Origin of the sequence: Desulfotruncus arcticus DSM 17038 (assembly GCF_900113335.1) — a bacterium.
In the GTDB taxonomy this organism is placed as follows: domain Bacteria; phylum Bacillota; class Desulfotomaculia; order Desulfotomaculales; family Desulfallaceae; genus Desulfotruncus; species Desulfotruncus arcticus.
Window position 1 is genome coordinate 70,957 of sequence record NZ_FOOX01000009.1, and the last position, 13,573, is coordinate 84,529.

The window sequence follows — 13,573 nt, forward strand, 5'->3', positions numbered from 1 at the left end:
GGTGTTACTACTTGCGCTCCCTTATTTTCTTGTTACTGGTGCTTGGAGCATTGATTATTCAATCAACAGCCCTAAATTTTATCTCAATTTTCGGGGTTATACCGGACCTTGTCCTTGTACTGGCTATTTTGAATGGCTTCCTCCGGGGTACCAAGGAGGGGGCTTTTTTGGGTTTTGTAGCAGGTATTTTACAAGATCTGGTAGGTGGGGGGTATTTTGGCGTTAATGCAATTACCAAAATGGCAGCAGGTTATTTAGCCGGTTTGGGCGAAGGAAGGCTATACCGGGAAAACCGGCTAATTGCCGCTGGTTTAACCTGGTTTTGCACATTTTTGTCGGAATTGGTTTACTACCTGCTCTTGTATATGGTTAACGTTCATGTCTCCGTTGTGCCCGCGATATTCCAAATTATCCTGCCCGTAAGTTTGTACAATGCGGTGGCAGTGCTTATTATTTATGGTCTCTACTATCGTTCCGACCGGAGCGGCATGCTCAGTAAAGGAGAATAGATTTTTCCCGGATAGAAGGGATAGTAGTTATAATGAAAAAAAAGATAATTGAATCTAAAATAAAATTTGTTTTGGGCGGCGTATTCCTGGTAGTGCTAATTTTAATTGGCAGGATCTCCTTTTTGCAACTGGTGCAAACCGAAGAATTTCGCACTCTGGCCCGCAATAATTATATCCGTATTGTGCCCATATTTGCTCCAAGGGGAGAAATTTTTGACCGCAACGGTGAGAAAATCGTTACTAACCGCCCTATTTATACTGTTTCTGTCAATGATCTTAATTTCGAGGGGACAACCTACCGGTTATATTTAAACCGTGTTGGCGCCGACACCGTGCAAATGGCGGACACGCTGTCCTGGATTTTAGCCGGTGATGATGAAACAGTAGCTTACTTTGAACAGGTTAGCGGTAATAAATTAGCAACTTACGCTAAAGAAAACGGTCTTGATATAGCCAAAGAAAAAGATCAGGAAAAAATCTACACCATTAAAAAGCAATTTATTGAAGAAGCAATCAAGGGGCGGGCCAAGGAACAGAAAAGCTTGCTGGAACAGGGTGAAAAACTGGAAATGGCGGTTGTCTACAACCCCTCCACAGCCGAGGAATTACAACGGCAGAATCTTACCCGGTTCGGCGTTACCCTGGAGAAAAAGACTGATACGCTGAGCAAGCTTGTTGCTATGTTGGCCCAGGCCAATGTTTTGCAAGGGCAGTCTGCTTATGAAATGGAGGCCAACGTTCGCAGCCAGATCAGAGAAAATAAAGTGGCCCGTCCTTACGAGCCGGTTATGGTAGCCGAGGATGTTCCTTTAAATATTGTCGTGGCGCTCAGGGAAGAACAGATGGAGTTGCCGGGAGTTGTGGTTGATGTACAGCCTGTGCGGGAATATCCGCACGGGGAACTGCTCACCCATGTGCTGGGTTATGTACAAAATATTAAGAAAGAGCAATATGAACAGCACAAGGATGAAGACTATTTAATGAACGATCTTTTTGGCCAGAACGGCCTTGAATACGTTTATGAAGAACAACTGCGGGGTGAGCACGGCGCCAGGCAAATGGAAGTAGACGCGCGCAGCCGTCCGGTTCGTGATCTGGGGCTAAAACCTGCTGTGCCCGGTGATGACCTTGTTCTGACAGTTGACCTGGATTTACAAAAGGCTACCGAACAAGCACTGGCGGAAGGAGTTGCGCGCGCACAGCATGCAGGATATAGTTTATCCCGTGCCGGAGCGGCAATCGTTATGGATGTGCATACCGGGGCTATTTTGGCCATGGCCAGTTACCCTTCTTATAACCCGGGAATATTCACCGGGGGGCTTTCCGCAACCCAGTGGAATGATTTACAAGAGTCCGGGGCGCTTTTAAACCGGGCTATTTCGGCAACTTACGCACCGGGGTCGACATTTAAAATGGTTACTGCGACTGCGATACTGCAAAACAATATTGTAGATCCGACATATAAAATATCCGACCCCGGTTATTACAAGCTGGGTCAGGGGATATTCAGGGATTGGCAGTTGAGTGGCCACGGTCTGGTGGATATGCGTAAGGCATTTGAAGTGTCTTGTGATACGTATTTTTATCAATTTGGCCTGGCGGCTGGAGTTAATAACATTGCACGCGCCGCCAAGGATTTTGGACTTGGTCAAAAGACCGGGATTAACCTGCCGGGTGAGATGAGCGGTGTTGTGCCAACTCCGGAATGGAAATACGAAATGGTAAAAAGTATGCTCATTAACTATAACGATGATTTTGCCCGGGTTAGAGAGCTGAACCAAATGATTGATGAAGCCAACGATGAAAGCCGTAAGCAGCAATTAACCCGGGAGAGGGATAAAGAACTGGAAGAGCAGTTGAAAAATTATGAATGGGAATTAAACTGGCAGAAGTTTGAAACAGTTAACATGTCCATTGGGCAGGGCGATAATACGTATACCCCGCTGCAGTTGGTGTCGTATGTTTCTGCCATTGCCAACGGCGGAACTCTATATACCCCCTATGTGGTAGAGAGGCTTGTCTCGCCTCAGGGTAAGGTTATACAAGAGGTTTCTCCTGAAGTAAGGCATAAAGTTGATATTGATCCCAAAAACCTGGAAGTAATTCGCGAAGGTATGCACATGGTGACGCTTCCGCCAAATGGGACTGCTTCAGGGGCATTTAACGGGTTTAAGCAATCTGCCGCCGCCAAAACGGGTACAGCTGAGGTGCTGGATGCAAAAGGTAATAAAAAAGGCAATCACGCGCTGTTTGTTGCGTATAGCCCATATGAAAAGCCCGAAATTGCCGTGGTTGTCGTTCTGGAATACGGTAATTCCGGCAGCGGCTATGCCGGACCCATTGCCAGGCAAATCATGGATGCTTATTATGCGGAAAAGGACGGGAAAAAAGACGGTGACCAACAATCGACTACTAACCAGGTGTACGGACAGGAAACATTGACTGACCCGGTTATTCCCGATTACCCCTCTATCTGGCCGGAAGTCAAGCAGGAGAAAAAAACGACCACACTGGATGACGAGAAATTGCGTTATTATAACAACCGGAACAGTTCTATACCGCAGCAGCCTAACCAGCCAACTGCCCAGGTGAACAGTGATCACCTGAATTCGCCAGCCGGGCAAGGTGAGCAGCAGGCGCCTGTTGAACAGCCACCTGCTCAACAGCCACCTGCTCAACAGCAACAGCAACAACCAACTGAACAGCAGCAACCGGCTGAACAGGAGCCACCCGCGAATCAGCAACCACCTCCGCAGGAAAATGGGCAAAATCAGCCCCAGATTCCAGAACAGCCTGGCACTACTGAACCGCAGGGCGGTGTTGGGGACGAACAACAGTAGTAGTGGAACGTGAAATAAACGGGGTAAAAAACCCCGTTTATTTTTTATCTTTTAGCAGGATTTGGTTATTAACCGTAGAAATGTATATCAAATAATACCGGTTAATTAAGGGGAGGGGTAAAAGCGGTGGATCCTTATTGGGCTGGTGGGAATTTGGTGCATTTCCCCGGTAAAGGGGGAGGAGATCCAGAAGATTTGGCCGATGAAAATACCATTTTAGTGCAGCGCACCTTGCGTTCCGGCCAGTCGATAAGTTATGACGGCAATATCGTAATTGTCGGTGATGTTAACCCCGGCGCTGAGGTTGTTGCATCCGGCAACATCGTTGTAATGGGCTATCTGCGCGGAGTAGTACATGCCGGGGCCGGGGGCGACAAAAATGCTGCGGTGTATGCTTATCGCCTGCAACCTACTCAACTGCGTATTGCCAACCACATTACCCGGGCCCCGGACGGAGAGGAATCTGAATCTAAAGATCCCGAGGTAGCCAGGATAAAAGGCGGAATTGTCGTGATCGAGGCCTTTCAATTTGGATCTGAAAGACAAAGATAAATATTGCTGCTTGCGTCTTGTAATGCATAAAAGGAGGAAGTTAGATTAATGGGTGAAGTAATAGTAGTTACTTCTGGTAAAGGGGGAGTGGGTAAAACCACTACCACTGCAAATTTAGGCGCTGGTTTGGCTTCTGCCAATAACCGGGTATGTCTGATAGATGCTGATATTGGGCTGCGTAACCTGGACGTGGTCATGGGCCTGGAAAATCGAATTGTTTACGATCTGGTTGACGTTACCAGCGGTAATTGTACTTATAAAAAGGCATTGATTAAAGACAAGCGTTTTGAAAATCTATACCTGCTTCCAGCCGCGCAAACCAAAGACAAAACGGCGGTAAGTCCCGATCAAATGAGGACTCTATGCAATGAGATGAGAAATGAGTACGATTACATTATAGTTGACTGTCCTGCCGGAATTGAGCAAGGGTTTCGCAACGCCATTGCGGGGGCAAACCAGGCTGTTGTTGTAACCACTCCGGAGGTATCAGCCGTGCGGGATGCCGATAGGATTATCGGACTCCTGGAGAAGGAAGATTTGCGTGAGCCCAAGCTTATTATCAACCGTATGCGCTACCAGATGGTCAAGCACGGGGATATGATGAGTATTGATGACATCATTGAGATACTTGCCGTAGACCTGCTTGGAGTTGTTCCGGAAGATGAATTGGTAGTTGTTAGCACCAACCGGGGCGAAATGGTTGTACTTAACAATAACTCCAAATCCGGTCAGGCTTATCGAAATATTGTGCGGAGGATTAAAGGTGAAAACGTACCTATGATGGAACTGGAAGAAGGCGGCTTTATGCAAAAATTGCGCCGGATGATGGGCTTTAAATAAAAGAGGAAAGGGGGAGGCGTGATGCTCGATTTCCTTAACAAGATTTTTGGTCGGGATAACTCTTCAAGTCGCAACGTAGCCAAAGAGAGACTGCGTCTTGTATTAGTGCATGATCGTGTGGGAGTTTCGCCGCAGCTGCTGCAATCGCTAAAAAACGATTTAATTCAAGTTATTAACAATTATATGGAAATTGACGAAGAGGCTTTGGAAGTTTCGTTGGACAGCAGCGAAAACCAGGTGGCCCTGGTTGCCAATATACCTGTCAGAAAAATGAAGAGGAAATTCCAAACGGAAACCGCTTAAAAAAGCTTATAATAGCCGGTAGTTTATTTTGCCGGCTTTTTTTGTTGCGCTTCCTGATATATAATTAGGAGTCAGGAGTCAGAAGTCGGAAATCAGTAGTCAGACGCCCGTGCCGTTGGTGCAGCGCCATCGTAAAATGAAAAAAGGCCGGATTCCGTGGGGGTGGACGACCTGAATTCTGAATCCTTTACTTTTAGACACGCCGTAGAAAGCGCGGTGAAGATAGATGAACAATAAGCGGTTGATTAAAAACCTGGACTTTACCTTGATCGGGGTAACAGCCATTATTATTATTTGGAGCCTGATAGTGATTGGCAGTGCCAGTACTGATTATGGCTGGTGGATGCGTCTTGGCTTTGACATGAACAAGCTTCAGGAAGCCAGTGTTTTCCAAAGGCTCCTCTGGATGAAAAAAGAGTTTGTTTATAAACAGTTTATTTCGGTATTAATTGGTACTTGCGCAGCTATGGCCGTGGTTTATATTCCTTATGAAGACTGGCGTAAATACACCAAACACCTCTATGTTATCAATTTATTAATGCTGGGGTCGGTTTTGGTTCTGGGACAAACTGCTATGGGAGCACAGCGCTGGATTGACATCGGGTTCTTTCGTTTTCAGCCTTCGGAGTCTGCCAAGCTCATAATTATTATTGTTCTGGCTGATTTTTTAGCTAACAAAGAGGGTAAACTGAGAAATTTTAAAGAGCTGCTGCCTTGTTTTGTATATGTGGGGTTACCTATGGGGCTAATCCTGTTGCAGCCGGACCTGGGGACCTCACTTGTTTTTACCGCAATTTTGTTTGGCATGTTGTTTATCGCCAGCAGCAAGCCGCTGCTGATAACTGGTATATTTAGCGGCGGCCTGGCGGCTGTTATTGGATTGGTTTGGTCTCATCTCAAATTTGGAACCTGGATTCCCCTGCATGATTATCAGCTGAACAGGTTAATTATTTTTTTGGACCCCTGGTCTGATATCCAGGGGGCAGGTTACCACGTAATTCAATCCCAGATTGCCATTGGTTCCAGCGGTCTGTGGGGTAAGGGGCTGCTGCGGGGTACGCAGAGTTTTTTGGAGTTTCTCCCCATTCGGCATACGGATTTTATTTTCTCTGTGTTGGCAGAAGAATTTGGCTTCCTGGGGGCTTTTCTACTGCTGTGCCTGTTTGCGGTATTTCTCTACCGGGGGGTGCGCATAGCTGCGGAGTCCAAGGACTTATACGGTACGTTGATTGCCGTTGGGATCGTCAGTATGTTTACTTTCCAGATACTGGTTAATATTGGGATGACTATTGCCATAATGCCTGTTACCGGGTTGCCGCTGCCATTGTTTAGTTATGGAGGCAGCAGTATGGTTACTAATCTTTTGGCTATCGGGGCTTTGATCAATATTTATTTGCGCAGGCAGAAAAATATTTTTTAGTTATGGGGACATGCATAAGTTGGGGACATTCCTCCGGGGAGGTGTGTCCCCTTACCTATTTAAAAAACTATTCGACCTTTTAACGTTTTTTTTGTCCATGACGTATCTTAGACAGAACTTTTACACACCATAAAAATATCTTCGCACAGCCTGTAAGACCCCGCCCTTTTAGGTCGGGGATTAACAGGCTGTAAGCTCGAAATAAGTGCGACTAAGGTTCAGATGGGGTCAAAACCCCACCTGAACCAAGTCTTCTTTATTAAATTGTGCGTAAAATGCCGGAGGTAAAAAGAATGGATAATGAGAGCGTCGTGCGCCAGGTGGCGGGCAAGGATATAAATTGGTACGGTTCAATTGGGCTTCCACCCGGAGCGGAGCGCGTAAATGTGCTGGCCAGAGTGGAAAATGTCATTCCCCTTTTGTTGGATAATTCAGTGCTAAGAATTGACGCTTTAGTCAAAATGTTTGCCGTTATTCCAGAACACAATGTCGCGACCGCGGCAGCCTCGATCAACAAGAAACTGGTTAAGGATATTGAAACCAGCAGTTTTATTCAATTACGCAATGTTACCGGCTTTGACAAGATAGTATCCATTCACCATGATATTACGGTGGACAGGATCAGTGTTAGAATGGAACGAGTTTCAGCGGTGGGTACTTTGGCAATAAAAGTTACTTATTTAGGCTATGTAATGTTGGAAGGTATGGTTGGCGAGTTTCCTAAAAATGAACCGATACGGGGTGCGTTGATTAACGTTAAGGATATCAATGACAACCGTATCTTGCAAACCGCAACTACAGGCAGTGATGGCAAATATTACGTCAAAGATCTTGAACCGGGCACTTACCGGGTTGCAGTTGAGGCCGAAGGATTTGAAGGGGGCGAAAAGGTAGCTCTGGTTATGCTGCGCGACCAGGTAAATTTTGTATTACACCGTTTGTAAAGCTTGTCATATTTGTCCATCCCCCTAAATATAAATATCTTACAGCACCAATTTGTTTGAGGGGGGAAAAAATTGAAATGGGGCAAAATACCCCGAGTTGGGGTACGAAACAAATTTGGCAAAGATGAATGGGCTGATTATTATCAATCTGTTAATGGGTACCGGCCCAAAGCGCCGGCAAAGCGCAAGCGGGGCAGCAGTGGTTGGTTCCGGATTGTATCGGTGCTGGTGGTTCTGGCTGTGCTGGTGATCGCCCGCCAGTTTCCCCACCCTGCAGGCGAACAGGTGCGGGAAAATATGCGTAGTCTATTAACTGCTGAATGGAATTTCCAGCCGGTACTGGACAAGTCTATGCAGCTTGCTGCCCAACTAGTTAACTGGGACAACCCTGTAGTCAACAGCCCGCCCGGTCTGGACGGTGTTTCTCAGCCTGTAACGGGAAATAAACTTGATGATGTGGGAATTGCTGTTCCGGTTTCAGGAAAGGTGATCAAAGGATATGGCTGGTCACAATCTTCAATTGATGACCTGGAAAGATTCCACTCCGGTATTGATATCAGCGCACCGGCGGGCTCCAGTGTAACTGCCGCCCTGGACGGGAGGGTTACCAGGGTAGGCAGGGATGCTTCGTTGGGACAATACATTGCTATAGATCATGGCAATGGAACACACACCCTTTACGGAGGGGTAACCGATGTAATGGTCGTTGAAGGAGAAGATGTTAAAGCCGGCCAGGAAATTGCCGTGGTGGGCGAGGGGGATGTAACCGGCGGAGGGCTGCATTTCGAGCTGAGAGAAAACGGGAAACTTATTGATCCCCTGACCAGACTGCAATCCAATAATAAAAATTAGCGGGGTCCTTGATTATGCGAATAGGACGCTTGTTTGGAATTGAACTCTATGTGAACCCTTTTTTTCTGGCTTTGCTGGCTCTGTTTTTCGTAGCCGGGGTGCTCGGCAGGGGGCTGGTCGCCTTCGGGGTGGTGCTCATCCATGAAATGGCCCATGCGCTGACTGCCAGGCGACTGGGCGTTGAATTGAACGAAGTGGAGCTTTTGCCTTTCGGGGGAGTTGCCCGGGCAGGGTCCGAGCTGGCGGTTGATCCGGTTCGGGAAGCTTATGTTGCTGCTGCAGGGCCTGCCAGCAATTTCGCTATGTTTGCCCTGGGTGTGGCGTTGAAAAATTACGGGCTTTGGCATACCGACCTGGGCCCGTTTTTTTTGCAGTGCAACCTGATGGTGGCTCTGGTTAACTTATTGCCGGCCCTGCCTCTGGACGGAGGGCGGATATACCGGTCATTTTTGGCGGGTAAAATAGGCATCCGGGAAGCAACTTACCGTGCCGCGGGGGCGGGACAATTCATCGGCCTGGCTATAACCGTGGCCGGGATAATTGGCATGTGGCGCGGTTATTGTGGGGTAGATATTCCCGTAACCGCTCTGTTTATTCTGTACGCTTCCACCCGTGAGCGAAGGGCTGCGCCATTTTTATTCATGCAGCTAATCAGACATAAGCAGGAGGAGCTTGCCAGGGAAGGTTTTTTGCCGGCTGCCCACCTGGTTGCAGTAGAGAGCATGCCTTTGGGCAAGTTGATGGGTCCATTTGTTCCTAGGAGCTTTTATCTGATCACGGTACTGGACAACCATTACCGCTACCGGGGTATGGTAACGGAAACAGCGATAATAAGCGCACTACTGGACAAGGGCGCCGATACCCCGGTAGGTGCCCTGGTGGAAGGTAAGTAATTAAAACAACAGGCTGTGTGTTGTACTCCAAAATCGGACAAAATAATATAAAGGGTTGATTTTTAATGAAATAAATGGTATTTAAACATCAGGGTAAAATTTTGGAGGATTTTCGACATGAATATTGATAAAAAAGTAGAAAAGGTTTTACGGCGTGTACAAAAGCCCGGCCGGTATGCCGGCGGCGAATGGAACGCTGTGCGTAAAGATTGGGTTAGCACTGACCTTAAAATGGCTTTTGCCTTTCCGGATGTATATGAAGTTGGTATGAGCCACCTGGGCCTGCAGATATTGTATGGTTCGGTAAACAGGCGGGACGATGCACTTATGGAAAGGGTGTTTGCACCCTGGCCGGACATGGAGGAACAGCTGCGCAAGGCGGGCCTGCCTTTATTTAGCCTTGAATCCCGCAGACCGTTGCGGGATTTTGATATTGTAGGTTTTACGCTGCAATATGAATTAAGTTTTACCAATATCCTTAATATGCTGGATCTGGGCGAAATACCTATGCGGTCAACTGAACGCCTGACAGGTGCATACCCGCTGGTTGTTGCAGGCGGGCCATGCGCTTTTAACCCCGAGCCAATTGCCGCCTTTATTGATGCCTTTGTCATCGGTGAGGGCGAGGAAGCAATTAACGACCTGCTGGACACTTATCACCAGTGGCGTATGCAGGGCGAAAATAGAAAACAATTGCTGTTAAGACTGGCGGAAATCGACGGAATTTACGTGCCATCCCTCTATCAGGTGCAGTATAATGAAAAGGGAGAAGTTAAATCAGTTACGACGGCAGCTGAAGGAGTACCCGCCGTGGTCAAGAAGAGGGCAGTGGACAACCTGGATGCTGTATTTTATCCCACCCGGCAGATCGTACCGGCAATTGAAGCGGTGCACGACCGGGCTATGCTTGAAGTGCAGCGCGGCTGCACCAGAGGCTGCCGCTTTTGCCAGGCCGGGGTCATTTACCGTCCGGTTCGTGAAAAGGACCCGGAAACATTGTTGAGGCAAGCTCGTGAAACGCTTGCCAGCACCGGCTGGGGTGAGATATCACTTACTTCTCTAAGCACCTCTGACTACTCTCAGGTGCGGCCTTTGATAGAGGAACTTACCAAAAGGCACAGTGCTGAAAGGATCAATGTATCTCTGCCGTCTTTGAGGGTTGACGCTTTTTCAGTGGACCTGGCCAAGGAAGTGCAAAAAGTGCGCCGGTCCAGTCTTACCTTTGCTCCCGAGGCCGGCACGCAGCGGTTAAGGGATGTCATCAACAAAGGCGTAACTGAAAACGATTTAATGGCAGCGGTAACGTCAGCCTTCCAGGGAGGCTGGCAGGCTATCAAACTATATTTTATGATTGGTCTCCCTACTGAGACAGATGAAGATTTGGAAGGTATTGCCAAATTGGCGCGCCGGGTTCTGGAGCGGGGCCGGGAAACTGTCAGAGCCAGGGGCAGGCTAAAAGTAACGGTCAGTGTTTCTTCTTTGGTGCCCAAGTCTCATACTGTGTTCCAGTGGGAACCTCAGCATAGCATGGAAGAACTCAGGCGCAAACAGGAGTTTTTACGTCGTGAATTACGTGGACGCGGGTTGGTTTTCAACTGGCATGACCCCGAGGGCAGCTTCCTGGAGGCTGTGTTATCCCGGGGCGACAGGAAACTCGGTGACGCCATAGAAGCTGCCTGGCGTAAGGGGTGCCGTTTTGACGGCTGGTCGGAATTTTTTAACCTGGACAGGTGGCTGGCGGCCTTTGACGAAGTTGGAATTGATCCTAACAATTACGCCTACCGCCGCTATGATTATGATGATACTTTGCCCTGGGATCATATAGGGGCCGGGGTTAATAAAAAATTTTTAGCGCGGGATCACCGCCGGGCGATAGCCGGGGAAAAAACCCCCGACTGCCGCGGCGGGAAGTGCCCGGGGTGCGGGTTGTGCCCCAGCCTTGAGATCAAACCGCGCCTGGCAGGGGGTGAAACCATTGCCCCGTTACAGGATGTTATACAGTAAAAATGGGCCGGCCAGGTTCAACTCACACCTTGACATGGTGCGAACCCTGGAACGGTCAATGCGCAGGGCGGGGTTACCCATGGCTTATTCCGAAGGGTTTAATCCCCATCCCCGCTTTAGTTTTGCCGCGCCTCTGCCGGTTGGCTTGGAAGGCTTGGCCGAGCCTTTTGATGTTGAAATGATTGAGCCTGTTGAAAACAACGTTATTGAAGAGAAATTAAATGCGGTACTTCCGGAAGGAATCAGGGTGCACGGGGTAACCGTTGTGCCCGACAAAGCGCCTTCGCTAATGAGCGAACTAAGCAGGGCAAACTATATAGTGCATATAGATGCGGAAGATCTGCCTGCTGAATTGCCGGACAGCGCAGTGGAGGATTTTTTGAGCCTCGAACAGGTGGAAGTGTTGCGCAAGACCAAAGACGGGCGTGAGCAAATGCGTGATATCAGACCGGGAATAATAAAAATTGAAAAAGCACACGGGGATAGCGGGCTGACTTTAAACCTGGAACTAAAAGCAGGAAGCGTAATTAATATCAGGCCGGAGGATGCGCTTGGCGCCCTTTTTAAAAACGCCGGTATGGAAATTGACAAAGCAGATTTTCAAATTACAAGGACGGAACTATTAACGTGAATATATTATTCTTGATTTAATTAACATTCCAGTTGTCCTGAATGATTGAGGGGAAAGAGCATGTTTAAGGAAATTCTGATCAATGTTGGAGAAGAAGAAACCAGGGTGGCCGTTCTGGAAAACAAGGTGCTGATGGAGATGTTTATTGAGCGATCGCCAAATCAACGCCTTGTTGGAAATATTTTTAAGGGTAGGGTGGAAAATGTGCTGCCCGGTATGCAGGCTGCCTTTGTGGATATAGGCCTGGAAAAAAATGCATTTCTTTATGTTGAAGACGCCATTCCCTCCCGTAATGTAGATTCCGGGCAGAGCCAGAGTGATTCAACTCTGGGCACCAACATTTGCGATATTTTAAAGCAAGGCCAAGAGTTAATTGTACAGATCGTGAAAGAACCCATCGGCACCAAAGGGGCCCGTGTCACCACCCACATTACCCTGCCGGGACGCTATCTGGTGCTGATGCCGACCGTGGATTACATTGGTATTTCCAGGCGTATCGAGGACGAAAAGGAGAGGGATCGTTTACGGGAACTGGCCGCACGGGTTAAGCCGGACGGCATGGGTGTGATTGTTCGCACTGTGGCCGAGGGTGTGGATGAAGATGAACTGATATTTGATGCCACCATGCTGACCGGACTATGGCGTAAAATCATCAACCGTTCCAATCACGGCCCTGTTCCCAACTTACTGCACCGGGACCTGGAACTTATCCAACGTATTCTGAGAGATATTTTTACCGAGGATGTAGACCGGTTAAGTGTAGATTCCCGCTATGAGTATGAGAAAATAATTGATCTGTTGGATATTTTGGGACCACGCCTTAAAGTAAAGGTTTTTATGGAAGAAAGAACCAACCTGTATATCGAAAATAATATTGATGCCGAGTTGGAAAAGGCACTGAAGCGGAAAGTGTGGCTAAAGTGTGGCGGCTATATCGTGATTGACCAGGCCGAAGCACTGACTGCCATTGATGTTAACACCGGTAAATACGTTGGCAGCACCAACCTGGAGGACACGGTATTAAAAACCAATCTTGAGGCTGCGATTGAAATATCACGCCAGCTGCGGCTGCGCAACCTTGGCGGAATAATTATTGTTGATTTTATCGACATGACCAAGGAAGAACACAGGCGGCAGGTACTTGATGTGCTGGAAGAGGAAATACACAAAGATAAGACCAAAACCAACATTTTAGGCATTACTCAACTGGGCTTGGTTGAAATGACCAGGAAGAAAGTGCGGCCCAGCCTGGCCGAGGTGCTGCAAAAAGCCTGCCCTTATTGCGACGGGCGGGGCAAGGTTTTATCGGAGGAAACAGTTGGCATCAGCATCAAACAGCAAATACAACAAATGGCCAAGCAAACCGCCGCGGAGACGATCCTGGTTGAAGCTAATCCGTTGGTGGCTGCAAGGTTGATTGGCAGTGGCGGCGCCAACCTGCGTGATTTAGAGGCGCGGATCGGCAAGAATTTGTATATCAGGGGGTCGGCCGAACAGCATATCGAGTCGGTTTCCATGCGCCCCCTTTATGACCAGGACGACATTCAGGCCCAAACGCTGCCTGTTAAACCGGGGCAGGTACTGGAGATTAGAGTGGAGGAACCCCACGCCAACAATTACAACGACGGAATTGCCAGGGTCAACGGTTTCATCCTGGACATTGAGGGGGCCGGTTCACTGGTCGGAGAGACAATACCCGTTGAGGTGAGCAAAGTTTTTAGAACTTATGCCAAGGCCAGACTGATCCAGGCATGATTGGAGGATGTTACTTGACAAAAACCTCCG

The 13,573-nt window shown here is 48.2% G+C and carries 12 protein-coding genes; all 12 read left to right on the top strand.

Annotated features, from left to right (window positions below):
- Positions 1–11 precede the first annotated feature (11 nt).
- The 12 genes from mreD to BM056_RS12900 all read left to right on the top strand — a co-directional run bounded on the left by mreD (position 12) and on the right by BM056_RS12900 (position 13,543).
- Positions 12–509 (top strand): rod shape-determining protein MreD, encoded by a 498-nt coding sequence (gene mreD / locus BM056_RS12845; protein ID WP_092471830.1) that lies wholly within the window; start codon positions 12–14, stop codon positions 507–509.
- Positions 510–541: 32 nt separating this feature from the next.
- Positions 542–3,349 (top strand): penicillin-binding protein 2, encoded by a 2,808-nt coding sequence (gene mrdA, locus BM056_RS12850; RefSeq protein ID WP_092471831.1) that lies wholly within the window; start codon positions 542–544, stop codon positions 3,347–3,349.
- 126 nt (positions 3,350–3,475) lie between these two features.
- A complete protein-coding gene (gene minC / locus BM056_RS12855) occupies positions 3,476–3,901 on the top strand; it encodes a septum site-determining protein MinC (protein ID WP_092471832.1) in 426 nt (141 codons plus the stop codon).
- A gap of 48 nt (positions 3,902–3,949) precedes the next feature.
- Entirely contained in the window at positions 3,950–4,741 is a 792-nt protein-coding gene (gene minD, locus BM056_RS12860; RefSeq protein ID WP_092471833.1) for a septum site-determining protein MinD, read from the top strand.
- Between the two features lie 21 nt (positions 4,742–4,762).
- Positions 4,763–5,044 carry a cell division topological specificity factor MinE gene (gene minE / locus BM056_RS12865; RefSeq protein ID WP_092471834.1) on the top strand — a complete coding sequence of 94 codons (282 nt, stop codon included), beginning with the start codon at positions 4,763–4,765 and terminating at the stop codon, positions 5,042–5,044.
- 226 nt (positions 5,045–5,270) lie between these two features.
- Positions 5,271–6,464 carry a rod shape-determining protein RodA gene (gene rodA / locus BM056_RS12870; protein ID WP_092471835.1) on the top strand — a complete coding sequence of 398 codons (1,194 nt, stop codon included), beginning with the start codon at positions 5,271–5,273 and terminating at the stop codon, positions 6,462–6,464.
- A 293-nt stretch (positions 6,465–6,757) separates the two neighbouring features.
- Positions 6,758–7,408: a carboxypeptidase-like regulatory domain-containing protein gene (locus tag BM056_RS12875; protein WP_165613511.1), complete on the top strand. Its 651-nt coding sequence runs from the start codon at positions 6,758–6,760 to the stop codon at positions 7,406–7,408.
- 72 nt (positions 7,409–7,480) lie between these two features.
- The gene (locus BM056_RS12880) at positions 7,481–8,260 is read left to right on the top strand and encodes a M23 family metallopeptidase (protein WP_092471837.1); all 780 of its coding nucleotides are present in this window, start codon (positions 7,481–7,483) and stop codon (positions 8,258–8,260) included.
- Positions 8,261–8,274: 14 nt separating this feature from the next.
- Positions 8,275–9,153 carry a M50 family metallopeptidase gene (locus tag BM056_RS12885; RefSeq protein WP_092471838.1) on the top strand — a complete coding sequence of 293 codons (879 nt, stop codon included), beginning with the start codon at positions 8,275–8,277 and terminating at the stop codon, positions 9,151–9,153.
- A 117-nt stretch (positions 9,154–9,270) separates the two neighbouring features.
- Entirely contained in the window at positions 9,271–11,157 is a 1,887-nt protein-coding gene (locus tag BM056_RS12890) for a TIGR03960 family B12-binding radical SAM protein (RefSeq protein ID WP_092471839.1), read from the top strand.
- Positions 11,129–11,788: a TIGR03936 family radical SAM-associated protein gene (locus tag BM056_RS12895; protein WP_092471840.1), complete on the top strand. Its 660-nt coding sequence runs from the start codon at positions 11,129–11,131 to the stop codon at positions 11,786–11,788. Before BM056_RS12890 ends, BM056_RS12895 begins: the two co-directional genes overlap by 29 nt.
- Positions 11,789–11,848: 60 nt before the next feature.
- Positions 11,849–13,543, top strand: coding sequence for an Rne/Rng family ribonuclease (locus BM056_RS12900; protein ID WP_092471841.1), 1,695 nt, complete (start codon positions 11,849–11,851; stop codon positions 13,541–13,543).
- Positions 13,544–13,573: the final 30 nt, after the last annotated feature.